This window comes from Pelomonas margarita, from assembly GCF_043555875.1.
GTDB lineage: Bacteria > Pseudomonadota > Gammaproteobacteria > Burkholderiales > Burkholderiaceae_C > Pelomonas > Pelomonas margarita.
The window spans coordinates 714,019-728,715 of record NZ_JBIGHW010000001.1 but is presented as its reverse complement, the minus strand read 5'-3'; the positions used below and the strand labels follow the sequence as shown (position 1 = coordinate 728,715).

The 14,697-nt window shown below is 69.1% G+C and carries 13 protein-coding genes; 3 read left to right on the top strand and 10 right to left on the bottom strand.

The genetic code is table 11. From position 1 onward, the window contains the following. Positions 1-44: 44 nt before the first annotated feature. The 4 genes from ACG0Z3_RS03215 to rhaS form a co-directional block, all read right to left on the bottom strand. Positions 45-995, bottom strand: coding sequence for an ABC transporter permease (locus ACG0Z3_RS03215; RefSeq protein WP_394395210.1), 951 nt, complete (start codon positions 993-995; stop codon positions 45-47). Continuing rightward, on the bottom strand, positions 992-1,960 hold the full coding sequence (locus ACG0Z3_RS03210) for an ABC transporter permease (RefSeq protein ID WP_394395207.1): 969 nt from the start codon (positions 1,958-1,960) through the stop codon (positions 992-994). The genes ACG0Z3_RS03215 and ACG0Z3_RS03210 overlap by 4 nt, the downstream gene beginning before the upstream one ends. Further along, a complete protein-coding gene (locus ACG0Z3_RS03205) occupies positions 1,954-3,495 on the bottom strand; it encodes a sugar ABC transporter ATP-binding protein (protein WP_394395206.1) in 1,542 nt (513 codons plus the stop codon). Before ACG0Z3_RS03205 ends, ACG0Z3_RS03210 begins: the two co-directional genes overlap by 7 nt. A 129-nt stretch (positions 3,496-3,624) precedes the next feature. Then, positions 3,625-4,614: a rhamnose ABC transporter substrate-binding protein gene (gene rhaS / locus ACG0Z3_RS03200; RefSeq protein ID WP_394395204.1), complete on the bottom strand. Its 990-nt coding sequence runs from the start codon at positions 4,612-4,614 to the stop codon at positions 3,625-3,627. 202 nt (positions 4,615-4,816) lie between these two features. Between rhaS and ACG0Z3_RS03195 the strand changes: the two genes are divergently transcribed. From ACG0Z3_RS03195 to ACG0Z3_RS03185, 3 genes are read left to right on the top strand one after another with little or no spacing between them, the layout of a single operon-like run. Beyond that, positions 4,817-5,320 (top strand): gluconokinase, encoded by a 504-nt coding sequence (locus ACG0Z3_RS03195; RefSeq protein WP_394395203.1) that lies wholly within the window; start codon positions 4,817-4,819, stop codon positions 5,318-5,320. Beyond that, on the top strand, positions 5,317-6,672 hold the full coding sequence (locus ACG0Z3_RS03190) for an MFS transporter (RefSeq protein ID WP_394395201.1): 1,356 nt from the start codon (positions 5,317-5,319) through the stop codon (positions 6,670-6,672). The genes ACG0Z3_RS03195 and ACG0Z3_RS03190 overlap by 4 nt, the downstream gene beginning before the upstream one ends. A 4-nt stretch (positions 6,673-6,676) precedes the next feature. After that, positions 6,677-9,007, top strand: coding sequence for a GH36-type glycosyl hydrolase domain-containing protein (locus tag ACG0Z3_RS03185; protein WP_394395200.1), 2,331 nt, complete (start codon positions 6,677-6,679; stop codon positions 9,005-9,007). Here ACG0Z3_RS03185 and gntR read toward each other — a convergent pair. From gntR to ACG0Z3_RS03155, 6 genes are all read right to left on the bottom strand, one after another. Further along, complete coding sequence (gene gntR / locus ACG0Z3_RS03180) at positions 8,999-10,015, bottom strand: HTH-type transcriptional regulator GntR (protein ID WP_394395198.1); 1,017 nt, start codon at positions 10,013-10,015, stop codon at positions 8,999-9,001. The genes ACG0Z3_RS03185 and gntR overlap by 9 nt on opposite strands. A gap of 19 nt (positions 10,016-10,034) precedes the next feature. After that, positions 10,035-11,345, bottom strand: coding sequence for a TRZ/ATZ family hydrolase (locus tag ACG0Z3_RS03175; protein ID WP_394395197.1), 1,311 nt, complete (start codon positions 11,343-11,345; stop codon positions 10,035-10,037). Positions 11,346-11,366: 21 nt separating this feature from the next. Then, positions 11,367-12,284 carry a ribokinase gene (locus tag ACG0Z3_RS03170; protein WP_394395194.1) on the bottom strand — a complete coding sequence of 306 codons (918 nt, stop codon included), beginning with the start codon at positions 12,282-12,284 and terminating at the stop codon, positions 11,367-11,369. 62 nt (positions 12,285-12,346) lie between these two features. Then, a complete protein-coding gene (gene gltA / locus ACG0Z3_RS03165) occupies positions 12,347-13,657 on the bottom strand; it encodes a citrate synthase (RefSeq protein WP_394395192.1) in 1,311 nt (436 codons plus the stop codon). A 37-nt stretch (positions 13,658-13,694) separates the two neighbouring features. Further along, positions 13,695-13,964, bottom strand: a complete 270-nt coding sequence (locus ACG0Z3_RS03160; protein WP_394395373.1) for an FAD assembly factor SdhE — start codon at positions 13,962-13,964, stop codon at positions 13,695-13,697. Between the two features lie 5 nt (positions 13,965-13,969). Further along, complete coding sequence (locus ACG0Z3_RS03155; protein WP_394395191.1) at positions 13,970-14,671, bottom strand: succinate dehydrogenase iron-sulfur subunit; 702 nt, start codon at positions 14,669-14,671, stop codon at positions 13,970-13,972. Between the last annotated feature and the right edge of the window lie 26 nt (positions 14,672-14,697).

Below are 14,697 nucleotides of genomic sequence, written 5' to 3'. Positions count from 1 at the left end.
CAGCGTGCGGATGGGCACAAGCCGCGCTTGCCGGGGCGCACATGTCAGCGGCGCGGCCGCAGCCGCGGCAGCAGCATCGCGCCGATCAGTAGCACGCCCACCACCATGGCCATCACGATGCCCGGCACGTTCAGCATGCCCAACGCGAACGTGAACGCGCCCAGCAGCACCGCCGCCAGCATCACGCCCACCATGCTGCCGCGCCCGCCCTGGATGGCCACGCCGCCCAGCAGCGCAATGGTGATCGCGTCCAGCTCCCAGCCGGCCGCCAGGTTGGGCCGGGTGCTGCCGATACGGCCCGTCAGCAGTACGGCCGCCAGCGCGGCAGCGAGACCGGCGAAGACGAACAGCCAGAGGCGGTAGCGGTCCGCCGCGATGCCGCTGAAGCGCGCCGCCACCGGATTCGAGCCGATGGCGTAGACGCGCCGGCCATGAACCGTGCGGTGCATCCAAACCGCCACGCCCACCGCGAACAGCAGCGCGATGGCGAACTCGATGGGGACGAGCAGCCACTCGACGCCGATCAGCTCACCTAGCGTGCCATTGCCCAGCACACTCAGCGCCTCGGGATATCCGGTGATGGCCTGGTCGCCCAGAAGCACCAGCGCCAGGCCGCGGTACAGCGACAGCGTGCCGATAGTCACGACGATGGAAGGCAGGCCGCGCCGCGTGACCAGCCAGCCGTTCAGCGCTCCGCAAGAGGCGCCGGTGGCCAGGGCCGCCAGCACCATCACCGGCAGCGGCGCGCCGGTCTGCATCGCCAGGCCCATGGCCAACGAGGCCAGCGCCATGGTGGCGGCGATGGACAGGTCGATCTCCCCGGCCACGATGAGCAGGGCCATAGCCATCGCGATGATGAGCCGCTCGGACATGTTGACCGTGCTATCGGCCAGCGCGTAGGGCGATACAAAGCCCTCCAGCCCCAGGCCGAAGCCGGCGTACAGCAGCACCAGCAGTGCCGCCAGCACGCGCTCCCAGGCAGTGAAAGCTTTCATGGCTCGTCGCGCTCCAGGATGGGCAGGCTGCGGCGGCCCTGCACGTTGGCGTTGAAGGCCACCGACAGCAGGATGACCGCGCCCGCAATGGCCTGCTGCCAGAACGGCGAGACCTGGATGACGGGCAGCGCCGCGTTGACGACGCCGAGGAACAGCACGCCCAGCATCGCGCCGCCCATGTGACCGATGCCGCCCGCGATGCTGACGCCACCGATCACGCAGGCCGCGATCACCGTCAGCTCATAGCCCGCCGCGAGCTCGGTGAAAGCGATCGCGTAGCGCCCCACCCACAGCAGGCCCGCCAGCCCGGCCAGCGCGCCCGACAGCGCGTAGACCTGCAGCAGCCGGCGCCGTTGCGAGATGCCAACCAGCTGCGCCGCCTCAGGGTGATTGCCCAGCGCAATCACCTCGCGCCCCGCCGGCCGCCAGCGCAGCCAAGCCGCCACGGCCAGCACCACGAGCGTGGCGATGACGATGAGCAGCGGCACACCGGCGAGGTCGGCACGCGGCAGCGCCTTGATGGCCGGGTGGATGTCCTGCTCGGACACCCAAGCCCCGCCCGACGCCACAAACACGGCGCCGCGGTACAGCGACATCGTGCCCAGCGTCACGACGATGGGTGGCAGCCCGGCGTGCGCGATCAGCAGTCCGTTGACAGCGCCCAGCGCGCCGCCCACGACGACGGCCAGCCCCAGCAGCGCCACCACCGGCAGGCCGGGCCAGGCCTGTCCGGCCAGCGCGCAGGCCATCCCGGTCAGCGCCAGGTTGGACGCCACCGACAGGTCCACGCCGCGCGTCAGCAGCACCACCAGCTGGCCGGCCACGAGGAGAGCCAGCAGCGCCGACTCGTTGGCGATGTCCAACGCATTGCGCCCAGTCAGGAACACCGGCGCCCGCCAGCCGACGGCCAGCACCAGCATGGCGATAACAGCCAGCAGCAGACCCTCACGTCGGGCCGTCAGCATGGCTGTGCCTCCTGCACCATGCCCGAGGCCGCGGCTGCGATGGCCTCGGCCGGCGCACCGTGCGCAAACTCGGCCACCTGCCGGCCGCGGCGCATGACGATGACGCGGTCAGCCAGGTGCATGGCCTCCGGCAGTTCCGACGACACCAGGATGACGGCCAGCCCCTGCTGCACCATGTCCTCGATCAGCGCATAGACCGCCTGCTTGGCGCCCACGTCGATGCCCTTGGTTGGCTCGTCCAGGATGACCACCTGCGGCTGCAGGCCCAGCCACTTGGCGATGACCACCTTCTGCTGGTTGCCGCCGGACAGGCTGGCCACTGGCGCATCCTGCGACGCCGCCTTGATGCGCAGACGCTCCATCAGCGCCTGGGCGAAGCCGCGCTCGCGCACGGCCGACAGCCAGGGGCCGTGCGACAGCCTGCCCCGCCATGCATGGCGCGGGCCGGCCAGCGCGGCCAGCGTGAGGTTGGCGCCGACGGGCAGATCCAGCAGAGCGCCCTGCCCGCGGCGGTCTTCCGGCACATAGACCAGGCCGGCCGCGATGGCCTGCGCCGGGTCGTGCAGGTCCAGTGGCCGGCCGGCCAGTTCGACCCGCGCCGTCGCGTCGGGCTGGCGGCCGATCAGGGCCAGCATGGCCTCGCTGCGGCCGGCACCCACCAGCCCGTAGAAGCCCAGCACTTCGCCGCGCCGCACCTCGAAGCCGAGGTCAGCAAACTCGGTCGGGTGGCTCAGGCCCTGCACGCGCAGGGCCACATCACCGGGCGAGCGGCGGCGCGGCGGGTAGATGTCGTCCACCGCGCGGCCAACCATCAACTTCACCAGCTCGGCCTCCTGCGCCGTCGCCATCTCGCCACCGCCCACCGACGCACCGTCACGCAGCACGACGTAGCGGTCGCAGACCGCGAACAGCTCGTCGAACTTGTGGCTAATGAAAAGCACCGCCACGCCCTGAGCCTTGAGCTGGCGCACGAGGCGGCAGATGTCCTGGATCTCGGCGCGCGACAGGGCCGCCGTGGGCTCATCGAAGATGACCACCCGCGCCTGCAGGGACAGCGCCCGGGCGATCTCGATCTGGTGCCTCTGCGCGATGCCAAGCTCGCGCGTGGGCGTGTGCGCGGGGAACTGGGCGCCCGCCGCGCCCAGCCACTGCTGCGCCTCGCACCGCATGCGCGGCCAATCGATGACGCGCAACCCGGCCAGGCGCCGTAGTGGCGGCCGCCCGATGAAGATGTTCTCGGCGGCGGACAGCGCGTCGAACACCACCGTCTCCTGGTGCACCGCCGCGATGCCGGCGGCCTGTGCATCCTGCGTGCGCGCGAAGCGCACGGGGCGGCCGTCCAGCAGGATCTCGCCCGCGTCGGGCGCATGCACACCGGTCAGCGTCTTGACCAGCGTGCTCTTGCCCGCGCCGTTCTCGCCGATCAGCGCCAGCGCCTGGCCAGGCACGAGGTCCAGGTCCACGCCGCGCAGCGCCTGCGTTGGGCCAAAGCGTTTGGTGATGCCTCGCAGTTGGAGCAGGGGTTCAGTCGTCATTCACGCCTTCTTTCGGGCCGAGCGCCGGGCCGCCCCAAGCCGACCCGTCCGGCGATGTGCACGGGGCGCCATGCCGCGTGCATCGCCGCCCCACGGGGGACCGGCCAAGGGACACCTTGGACGAGGGGCTCAGTACACCTTCGAGAACTTCTCGACGTTGCTGGCGTTGAAGGTGTACGGCTCGGCCATGGCGGCTTCGAGGCCGGCGTCCAACGTCGTCTTGCCGATGCGGCCCAGCGACACCGTCTCACCGGCCACGCCCTTGACCGTGCCCTTCACCAGGCCGTTGGCCAGCTGGATAACGGCGTAGCCCAGGTCCACCGGGTTCCAGATCGCGAAGCTCTTGACAGCCCCGCCTCTTACATGGCCCAGCATCTCCGACGGCAGGCCCAGGCCGGTGACGAACACCTGGCCCACGCGCCGCTCGTCCTGCACCGCGCGAGCGGCGGCGGCGATGCCCACCGTCGTCGGCGCCACGATGACCTTGAGGTTTGGGTGGCTCTTCAGCAGGCCCTGCGCCTCGCGGTAGCTCTTGTCGGTCTGGTCGTCGCCGTAGACGACGCTAACCAGCTTGTGCTTGGCGTAGGGTGGCGTGGCCAGCGAGGACTTCAGCGCGGCGATCCACGCGTTCTGGTTGGTAGCTTGCGCGGTGGCGGACAGCACCGCCACCTCGCCGCCGCCAGGCGCCGCCTCCAGCGCCAGCGCCGCCAGCTTGGCGCCGATCAGCGGCGTGCTGGACGGCGCAAGGTGCAGCTGCCGGCCGTCCTGGCGCACCATGGCATCAAAGGACAGCACCTGTATGCCGCGCTGGCGCGCCTTCTTCAGCACCGGCACCAAGGCATCGGGATCGTTTGCCGAGATGGCAATGGCCTTCACGCGCTGGGCGATCAGCGCATTGACGATCTCCACCTGGCCCTCAGCGGTGGGCTTGGCCGGGCCGGCGTAGATGATCTCTAGGCCGCCGAGCTGCTTGGCGGCCTCCTGCGCGCCCTGGCGGGCGGCGTCGAAGAAGCCGTTGCCCAGGCTCTTGACCACCAGCGCGATCTTGTCGGCCGCCATGGCGGGCTGGGCCAGTGACAGCGCCGCGACGGCGGCCAGCGTGATTCGAATGCGTTGCATGGGTCTCCTGCGGATGAGGTCGTGGCGGCCACGCGGCGGGACATGAGCACGGGGCGGGGCGCACGGGCGCGCAGTAGGCCCCAGAAATCGCCGCGTTCAGCCCCACCACGGGCAACTACGGATCACAACACTCATGCCGACGATTAGGATAGCGCTATCCAATTTGCAGATCCCCGGCGTTGCACCTCCTCGTCACCGTTTGATGCCCTCTTCCACGCCTTGTTCTCTCGTCGTCATGGGCGTGGCCGGCAGCGGCAAGTCCACGCTGGCCAATGCCGTCGCCCGCCGCCTGCACCGCGTCTGCCTGGAGGGCGACGACTTCCACGGCGACACCAACCGCCGCAAGATGGCCGAGGGCCACCCCCTCACCGACGACGACCGCGCCAGTTGGCTCGCCCAGCTGTGCGAGCAGTTGCAGCAGCAACCCGCTGCCGTGCTGGCCTGCTCGGCGCTCAAGCGGAGCTACCGGCAGCAGCTGCGCGCCGCCAGCCCGGGCCTGCGCTTCGCCTACCTCGACATCGCACCGGCGCCAGCCCACCAGCGCGTCGACGCCCGCGGCGGCCACTTTTTCTCGGCCCGCCTGATGGCCAGCCAGTTCGACACGCTGGAGCCGCCCATCGACGAGCCCGGCGTGCTCCACCTGGACGCGCTGCGCCCGCTGGACGAGCTGGTGGCACAGGTTGCTGCCTGGGTGCCGCCGCCATGAGCGCCCCGCCACTGCGCCGCCGCGAGATCGCCGCCTATGGCCTGGGCGACATGGGCTTCAACTTTTACTGGACCAACATCTCGACCTTCCTGCTGATCTTCTACACCGACGTGTTCGGCATCACGGCGGCGGCGGCCGCCACCATGCTGTTCGTCGTGAAGATCTTCAACGCCGTCACCGACCCCTTGATCGGCGCCGCCGCCGACCGCACGCGCACGCGCTGGGGCAAGTTCCGGCCCTACCTCCTGTTCCTGCCCGTGCCGCTGGCGGCGGCCGCGGTGCTGACCTACACCACACCAGACCTAGGCCCCACCGGCAAGCTGGCCTGGGCGAGCGTGAGCTACCTGCTCCTGATGACGGTCTACACCGGCGTCAACCTGCCCTACAGCGCACTGTCCGCCGTCATCAGCGGTGACGCGCAGGCTCGTAACGCGATCAACGCGGCGCGCTTTGTGGCCGGCTTCGCGGGCGGCACGCTGGTGACGGCGGCCACGCCGCGCCTGGTCGAACTGCTGGGCGGGGGCGACGCCACGCGGGGCTGGCCGCTGACGATCGCGGTCTGGGGCGTCGCGGCCACCGCCATCCTGGCGCTGACCTTCCACGGCACGCACGAGCGCGTGCAGCCAGTGCAGACCCGGCCGTCCCCCGTGAGGCAGGACCTGGCCGACCTGCGCCGCAACGCGCCCTGGGTGCTGCTGTTTCTGCTGGCGCTGATCATCATGATCAGCATCACGCTGCGCATGACCAGCGCGGCCTACTACTTCAAGTACGTCGTCCACCGACCCGAGCTGCTGGCCAGCTTCGTGCCCGCCTACCTGCTGGCCGCGGCTGCCGGAACGGCGCTGACGCCACTGCTGGCCCGGTTCATCGACAAGCGCCGGCTGATGATCGTGCTGATGCTGCTGTCCTCGGTGCTATCGGCGGCCTTCCTGTTTGTGGACGCGCAGCAGATCTGGCTCATGTATGCGCTGCAGATCGCGCTGGGCCTGACGCTGGGGCCGAAGTCGCCGCTGAACTTCGCGATGCTGGCCGATGCCGTGGACTACAACGAATGGCGCCACGGCCGCCGCGCCACCGCGCTGACCTTTGCCGCCAGCTCGTTCGCCCAGAAGCTGGGCACGGCGGTGGCCGTGGGCGTGATCGGCGTACTGTTCACAGCGCTGGGCTATGTGCCCAACGCGGCCCAGTCCAGCGACTCGCAGGCCGGCATCGTCTGGCTGATGTCCGTCATCCCGGCAGGCTTCACGCTGCTGGCCGCCGGGCTGATGATGTTCTACACCCTGGACGACCCGACGATGGCACGCGTGCAGGCCGACCTCGCCGCCCGCCAGCCCATGGCCAACAAGACCTGACTCCATGATCCGCCACCACGACGACGGCGCCCGCTGCGAGCTGACCAGCCCCACCGCCCTGCCCCTGGCCGGCGGTTTCCTGTGGAACCGCCGCCTGATGATCCAGATGACCTGCCGCGGCTACGCCACCGCGCAGTTCATGCAGCCCGAACCGGCCAAGTACGCACACGCCCCCAACCTGGAGGCCAAGACCTTCATGCAGCCGGAGCAGGCCTACTACGCCCACCACCCCGGCCGCTTTGTCTACGTGAAGGACGAGGACACCGGCACGCTGTTCTCGGCGCCTTACGAGCCAGTGCGCGCGCCGCTGGACAGTTTCAGCTTCACCGCCGCCGCGCATGAGCTGGCCTGGACCGTGGAGCACCTGGGCCTGCGCGTGGAAATGCGCCTGGGCCTACCCACCGACGACGTGGTGGAGCTGTGGGAGCTGCGCGTGACCGACCTGAGCGGCCGCCCGCGCCGCGTCAGCGTCGTGCCCTACTTCCCCATAGGCTACATGTCGTGGATGAACCAGTCGGCCGAATGGCGCGCCGACCTCGGCGCCATCGTCGCAAGCAGCGTTACACCCTACCAGAAGGTTGCCGACCACTTCAAGAACCTGCACCTCAAGGACAAGACCTACTTCCTCTGCGAGCGCACGCCCGACGCCTGGGAGGCCAGCCAGGCCGCGTTCGAGGGCGAAGGCGGCCTGCACGACCCCAGCGCGCTGCGAGCCGACCGGCTGCCCGGCGGCGACGCGCGCTACGAGACGCCCGCCGCCTGCGTGCAGTACCGGCTGTCGCTGGCGCCGTACCAAAGCGAGGTCTATCGCTTCGCCTTCGGCCCCGCGCTGGACGATGCCGAGATCGCGCAGGTGCGCAGCACCTACCTCAGCGAGGCCGACTTCGCCCGCACCCGCGCGGCCTATGCCGACTACATGGCCAGCGGCAGTGGCGGCCTGCGCATCCGCACGCCGGACCCCGCCCTGGACCGCTTCGTGAACCACTGGCTACCGCGCCAGGTTTTCTATCACGGCGACGTCAACCGCCTCAGCACCGACCCGCAGACGCGCAACTACCTGCAGGACAACCTGGGCATGGCCTACATCGCACCGCCCGTTACGCGCGGCGCGCTGTTGCACGCACTGGGCCAGCAGCGCGACAACGGTGCCATGCCCGACGGCATCCTGCTGGTCGAGGGCGCCGAGCTGAAGTACATCAACCAGGTGCCGCACACCGACCACTGCGTGTGGCTGCCGGTCTGCCTGCAGGCCTACCTGGACGAGACGGCCGACTTCGCGCTGCTCGGCGAGGTCGTGAACGGCCAGACCGTCGCCCAGCGCCTGGATGCCGCCATGGCCTGGCTGCAGCAGGACCGCGACGCGCGTGGCCTGAGCTACATCGCCCAGGGTGACTGGTGCGACCCGATGAACATGGTAGGTTACCGGGGCCACGGTGTCTCAGGCTGGCTGACGGTGGCAGCCGCATACGCGATGACCCTGTGGGCCGGCCTGTGCGCCGACGCCGGCCGCACCGACGCGGCTACGCGCTGGCGCGCCGCCGCGCAAGAACTCAACGACGCGGCCAACACCCACCTGTGGGACGGCGACTGGTACGCGCGCGGCATCACCGACGACGACGTGCAGTTCGGCATCGCGGCCGACACGGAGGGCCGGATCTACCTGAACCCGCAGTCCTGGGCGCTGCTCAGCGGCGCAGCGAGCGACACGCAGCGCCAGCGCCTGTTGGCTGCCATCGACGCGCAACTGGAGACGCCGCACGGCGTGGCCATGTTCAACCCGCCCTACTCGCGCATGCGTGACGACGTGGGGCGCGTGACGCAGAAGCACCCCGGCTCGGCCGAGAACGGGGCCGTCTACAACCACGCGGCCGCGTTCTACGTGCACGCGCTGTACGCGGTCGGCGACGCCGATCGCGCCTTCCACGCGCTGCGCCGCATGATCCCGGGTCCCGACGAGGCCGATCTGCGCCAGCGCGGGCAGTTGCCGGTGTTCATCCCCAACTACTACCGCGGCGCCCATGCGCAGTACCCGCGCACTGCCGGCCGCTCCAGTCAGCTGTTCAACACCGGCACGGCGGCCTGGGCCTACCGCAGTGTCATCGAGGGCCTGTGCGGCCTGCGCGGCTGCACCGAGGGCCTGCAGGTGCGGCCGCAGCTGCCCTCGGGCTGGGACCGGCTGGACGCGACGCGCGAGTTCCGTGGCGCCCAGTTCGAGCTGCAGGTGCGCCGCACCGGGCGGACCAGCGTCCGCCTGGACGGCCAGCCGCTGCCCGGCGCCGTCGTGCACGCCATCGAGCCCGGACGCAGCTACCGGCTGGAGGTCGAGTTAGCTTGAGGCCCGCCGCAGCACCTGAAAACCCAGGTCCAGATGCGGCGTGTCCACCGGCTGGCCGCGCATCAACGCCATCAACATCTGTGCGGCACGCTGGCCGATCTGGCGGCGTGGCGTGGCCACGGTCGTCAGCGGCGGCACCATCTGGTCGCTGCCGGGCAGGTCGTTAAAGCCGGCCACGGCCAGCCGCCCAGGCACCCCAATGCCCTGGCGCAGCGCGGCCAGCAGCGCGCCCTGTGCGAGATCATCGTTGCAGAAGAAGACGGCATCGGCATCGGGCACCTCGCGCAGCACGCGGGCCAGCAGCTCGCCCCCCAGCGCCATGGACGAGGGCTGGGCCACCAGCAGCTTGTGCGCATGAGCCGCCAGGCCGGCCTCGGCCAGCGCGGCCTCGTAGCCCTCGCCGCGCTGCAGCGTGCGCGGGTCCAACTGCGCGGCCACGTAGACGATGCGGCGGCGCCCGGCGTCCAGCAGCTGGCGCGTGATGGCCCGCCCGGCCTCGCGCTGCGAGAAGCCGACGCTGTAGCCGCCAACGTCGTCGCCCACCTCCATCAGGCGTACACAAGGCAGGCCGCTGCCCCGGATCAACGCCGCTGCGGCGGGGCTGCGGTCGCTGCCGGTAACGATGAGCCCGGCCGGCCGGTGGGCCAGGAAGCTTCGCAGCTGCGCCTCTTCCTCGACGCCGTCGTAATGCGTGACACCGATCAGCGTCTGGTAGCCCGCCGGCAGAAGCGCGGCCTGCAAGGCATCCAGCAGCTCGACGAACACGGTGTTGCTGAGCTTGGGGATGAGTACGGCCACATGCGAGCTACGTGCCGAGGCGAGCGCCCGGGCAGCCGGGTCGGGCACATAGCCCAGCTCGGTTGCGGCGGCCTGAACACGCGCCACCAGCTCCGCCGCCACCGCACGCTCGCCGCGCAGCGCGCGTGACACGGTGATCGGGCTAACGCCCGCCGCCGCGGCCACATCCGCCAAGGTCACCCGCCCCGTGGCGCGGGTGCGCCGTCCCATCGCGCCCGGCATGCTGTGGTCAGCCCGCCTTCATGCGGCCCACGACATCGCGCACCTCGGCCAGCAGGCCGGGCACGTCGATGGTGGTGGGCTGGCGGTCCTTCAGCACCTGGCGGCCACCCACCCAGACGTTGCTGACATGCTCGCGGCCCGCCACGTAGACCAGTTGCGCAGCGGCGTTGTAGACCGGCTGGCATTCCAGGCTGTCCAGCGACACAGCCACGACGTCGGCCAGCTTTCCCACTTCCAGCGAGCCCAGGTCGTCGGCGCGACCCATCGCCTTGGCGGCACGGATGGTGGCCATCTCCAGCGCCGTACGCGCCGACGCCACCGTCGGATCGCCGGTGATGCCCTTGGCCAGCAACGCGGCCGAGCGGATCTCGCCGAACATGTCCAGGCGGTTGTTGGACGCGGCGCCATCGGTGCCAAGGATGGTGTTGACGCCGGCGGCTTCCAGCGCCTTCAGCGGCATCACGCCCGAAGCCAGCTTCAGATTGGAGTTGGGGTTGTGCACCAGGTGCACGCCCTTCCCGGCCATCAGCTCGATCTCAGCCTCGTTCAGGTGGACCATGTGCACGGCGATCATCCGCTCGCTGAACAGGCCCAGCTTGTCCAGACGCTCGATGGGGCGCACGCCGTGTGCCTTGATGCCGTCGGACACCTCGCCCGCCGTCTCGTGGATGTGACAGTGCATCTGGATGTCCAGCTTCTCGGCCAGGTCGCGCAGCTTGATGAAGGTCTCGTCCGACACCGTGTACGGCGCGTGCGGCGCGCTGGTCCAGTCCAGCAGCTTCTCACCCTTGTACTGTTCGTAGGCCGCCACACCCTTGGCGATGTAGTCGTCCGGCCCCGACGCATAGCCAGTCGGGAAGTCGATGACGTTCATCGACACCGCCGCCCGCACGCCCGAATCAACGGCGGCGCGGGCCATCGCTGTCGGGAAGAAGTACATGTCGTTGATGTAGGTCGTGCCGCTGCGCAGGCCTTCGGCGGCCGCGAGCTTGGAGCCGAGATAAGTCCACGCTTCGCTAACCCACTTCTTCTCCAATGGCCAGATGTGGTTCTGCAGCCAGTCCATCAACGGCACGTCGTCGGCCACGCCACGCAGCAGCGTCATGGCGGAATGCGCGTGAGCGTTGATGAGACCGGGGATGAGGATCTGCTCGGGCAGGTCCACACGCGTGGCCTGCGGGTACTTCGCCAGCAGCTCGGCGTGCGTGCCGATGGCGGCAATACGCTCGCCGTCAATCAGCAGGCCATGGTGTTCCAGCGTGTCTTCGCCGGGCTTCATCGACAGCAGCCAGCGGGGCAGCAGCAAGGTCTGGGACATCTCTTGTTCTCCTTGTGGGATTCAGTTTTTGAGCAGTTGCTCTACTTCGGCTCGATGCGGCATCGCATCCTGCACGCCGGGGCGCGACACGGCAATGGCGGCCGCGGCCTGGGCGAAGGTCAGCGCGTCATCGACCGATTGGCCCTCCGCCAGCGCGGTCACGAGGCTGCCCACCAGGGTGTCGCCAGCGCCGACGGTATCCACCGCCTTCACGATGCGCGCCGGCACGCGGCGCACGCCCTGGGCATCGACCCAGCATAGACCCTCGGCCCCCAGCGACACCAGCACCGCGGCAGGCCCCTTATCGTGCAGCGCCTGCGCCAGCGCCTCGGGCCCGGCCACGCCGCCACCCAGCGTCGTGACCAGCGCCTGCGCTTCCAGCGCATTGACGACCAGCAGATCCACCAGCGGCAGCAGCGTCTCGCAGCCGGGCCGGTAAGGTGCGGCGTTCAGCAGCGTCTTCACGCCGGCCGCACGGGCACGCTCGAACGCGCGGGCCACGCTCTCAAGCGGGAGTTCCTGCTGCGCGATGAGCCAGCGCAGGCCGGCCAGCTCCAGTGCCTCGACCTGTGCCAGCGGCAGCGTGCCGTTGGAGCCGGCAACGGTGACGATCTGGTTCTCGGCATCCTCGGCGCCGACGACGATCAGCGCCACGCCAGGCACCTCGTCGACCGGCTGGGCAATGGCGCGCGTGTCGACGCCTTCCGCCTTCAGCTGCTCCACCATCGCCGCCCCGTTTTCCCGCAGGCCGACCCGCGCCGCCAGCGCGACCTTGCCCCCAAGCCGCGCCACGGCCACCGCCTGATTGGCGCCCTTGCCGCCCAGGCACGAGCCGAAGCGCTGGCCACGCAGCGTCTCGCCCGGCAGCGGCAATCGCGGCGCGTGCACGATGAGGTCGCGGTTGACGCTGCCAAGGACGAGGATCTCGGGAACGGTCATCAAGTCTCCAAATGAAAAACCCCTCGGGGTTGCCGAGGGGTTCGCGTGTGGCGAGAGGCCGATCAGCGCTGGGCGATGGGCTTCACGTCGCGCGGTGCGGCGCCGACGAACAGCTGGCGCGGGCGGCCGATCTTGTACTCGGGGTCGCCGATCATCTCATTGAGCTGGGCGATCCAACCGACCGTGCGGGCCAGCGCGAAGATGGCGGTGAACAGCGGCACGGGGATGCCGATGGCGCGCTGCACGATACCCGAGTAGAAGTCCACGTTCGGGTAGAGCTTGCGGGCGACGAAGTACTCATCTTCCAGCGCGATCTTTTCCAGCTTCATGGCCAGCTCGAACAGTGGGTCGTTCTGCAGGCCCAGCTCGTTCAGGACTTCGTGGCAGGTCTCGCGCATCAGCTTGGCACGCGGGTCGTAGTTCTTGTAGACGCGGTGGCCGAAGCCCATCAGCTTGACGCCGGAGTTCTTGTCTTTGACCTTGCCGATGAAGTCGCCGATGCGGGCCACACCACCGTTCTTCTGGATGTCGCCCAGCATGTTCAGGCACGCCTCGTTGGCACCACCGTGTGCGGGGCCCCACAAGCAGGCCACGCCGGCCGCGATGGCCGCGAACGGGTTGGTGCCCGACGAACCGCACAAACGCACGGTCGACGTCGACGCGTTCTGCTCGTGGTCAGCATGCAGCGTGAAGATGCGGTCCATCGCACGCACCAGCACGTCGTTGGGCTTGTAGTCCTCGCACGGCGTGGCAAACATCATCCGCATGAAGTTGCCGGCGTAGCTCAGGTCGTTCTTCGGGTAGATGTAGGGCTGGCCGATCGTGTACTTGTAGGCCATGGCCACGAGCGTGGGCATCTTGGCGATCAGGCGGATCGCCGCGATCTCGCGGTGCTCGGGATTATTGATGTCGGTGCTGTCGTGATAGAACGCCGACATCGCGCCCACCAGGCCGGTCATGACGGCCATCGGGTGGGCGTCACGGCGGAAGCCGCGCAGGAAGAACTGCATCTGCTCGTTGACCATCGTGTGATGCATCACGCGGTCTTCGAAGCCGGCCTTTTGCTCGGCGTTCGGCAGCTCTCCGTACAGCAGCAGGTAGCAGGTCTCGAGGTAGTCGCAGTTCACCGCGAGCTGCTCGATGGGGTAGCCGCGGTACAGCAGCTCGCCCTTGTCACCGTCGATGTACGTGATCGTGGAGTTGCAGGACGCCGTCGACAGGAAGCCGGGGTCGTAGGTGAACTTGCCGGTCTGGCCGTAGAGCTTGCGGATGTCGATGACATCCGGGCCGATGCTGCCCCTGTAGAGCGGCAGGTCCATCGAGGGGCTGCCGTCGGAGAACGACAGGGTGGCTTTGACGTCGGACGGGGTCATGTTGCAGTCCTTAGGGTTTTGAAAGCAATTCGGTCGGTCAGGTGCGCAGTTCGTTCAGAACCTCGCGCACGGCAGCGGTGTCGATTTCACCACTGGGTTCCTTGCGGCGCAGCAGCAGGTCGAGGAGGTCGTTGTCCGGCAGATCCATCAGCGTGGTGAGGCCTTCGGCCTCGATCACGCTGACCTGCTCGCCCTTGCGGGCGAAGAAGCGATCGATGAAGAGGTCGTTCTCCAGCAGGCCCCGACGGCAGCGCCAGCGCAGCTTGGACAGCGCGCGTTCGTCGATCAGGGCCACCGCTGCGGTCATCTGCATCAGACGGCGCGACGCACCATCAGTTCCTTGATCTTGCCAATGGCCTTCGTGGGGTTCAGGCCCTTGGGGCAGACGTCCACGCAGTTCATGATGGTGTGGCAGCGGAACAGGCGGTACGGATCCTCGAGGTTGTCCAGGCGCTCGTTGGTGGCTTCGTCGCGGCTGTCGGCGATGAAGCGGTAGGCCTGCAGCAGGCCAGCCGGGCCGACGAACTTGTCGGGGTTCCACCAGAAGCTCGGGCAGCTCGTGGAGCAGCTCGCGCACAGGATGCACTCGTACAGGCCGTCCAGCTCCTCGCGCTCGACAGGCGACTGCAGCCGCTCCTTCTCGGGCGGGATGTTGTCGTTGACGAGGTAGGGCTTGATGGAGTGGTACTGCTTGAAGAACTGCGTCATGTCGACGATGAGGTCGCGCACGACGGGCAGGCCCGGCAGCGGCTTGAGCACCACGGTGCCCGGCAGCGTGCGCATGTTCGTCAGGCAGGCCAGGCCGTTCTTGCCGTTGATGTTCATCGCGTCGGAGCCACAGACGCCTTCGCGGCAGGAGCGGCGGAACGACAGCGTCGGGTCCACGGCCTTCAGCTTGACCAGGGCGTCCAGCAGCATGCGTTCGTTCCCGTCGAGTTCGATCTCGAGGGTCTGCATGTAGGGCTTGACGTCCTTGTCGGGGTCGTAGCGGTAGATCTGGAAGGTGCGCTTCATGATGTCTTGATCCTTGCTCGGCGCTG

Excerpts from the sequence above, each read along its gene's own strand:
- ACG0Z3_RS03215 (WP_394395210.1), bottom strand. The coding sequence starts at position 995 with ATGAAAGCTTTCACTGCCTGGGAGCGCGTGCTGGCGGCACTGCTGGTG.
- gntR (WP_394395198.1), bottom strand. The coding sequence starts at position 10,015 with ATGGGACGGCGCACCCGCGCCACGGGGCGGGTGACCTTGGCGGATGTG.
- rhaS (WP_394395204.1), bottom strand. The coding sequence starts at position 4,614 with ATGCAACGCATTCGAATCACGCTGGCCGCCGTCGCGGCGCTGTCACTG.
- ACG0Z3_RS03205 (WP_394395206.1), bottom strand. The coding sequence starts at position 3,495 with ATGACGACTGAACCCCTGCTCCAACTGCGAGGCATCACCAAACGCTTT.
- ACG0Z3_RS03170 (WP_394395194.1), bottom strand. The coding sequence starts at position 12,284 with ATGACCGTTCCCGAGATCCTCGTCCTTGGCAGCGTCAACCGCGACCTC.
- ACG0Z3_RS03160 (WP_394395373.1), bottom strand. The coding sequence starts at position 13,964 with ATGACCGCAGCGGTGGCCCTGATCGACGAACGCGCGCTGTCCAAGCTG.
- ACG0Z3_RS03155 (WP_394395191.1), bottom strand. The coding sequence starts at position 14,671 with ATGAAGCGCACCTTCCAGATCTACCGCTACGACCCCGACAAGGACGTC.
- ACG0Z3_RS03190 (WP_394395201.1), top strand. The coding sequence starts at position 5,317 with ATGAGCGCCCCGCCACTGCGCCGCCGCGAGATCGCCGCCTATGGCCTG.
- ACG0Z3_RS03195 (WP_394395203.1), top strand. The coding sequence starts at position 4,817 with ATGCCCTCTTCCACGCCTTGTTCTCTCGTCGTCATGGGCGTGGCCGGC.
- gltA (WP_394395192.1), bottom strand. The coding sequence starts at position 13,657 with ATGACCCCGTCCGACGTCAAAGCCACCCTGTCGTTCTCCGACGGCAGC.
- ACG0Z3_RS03185 (WP_394395200.1), top strand. The coding sequence starts at position 6,677 with ATGATCCGCCACCACGACGACGGCGCCCGCTGCGAGCTGACCAGCCCC.
- ACG0Z3_RS03175 (WP_394395197.1), bottom strand. The coding sequence starts at position 11,345 with ATGTCCCAGACCTTGCTGCTGCCCCGCTGGCTGCTGTCGATGAAGCCC.
- ACG0Z3_RS03210 (WP_394395207.1), bottom strand. The coding sequence starts at position 1,960 with ATGCTGACGGCCCGACGTGAGGGTCTGCTGCTGGCTGTTATCGCCATG.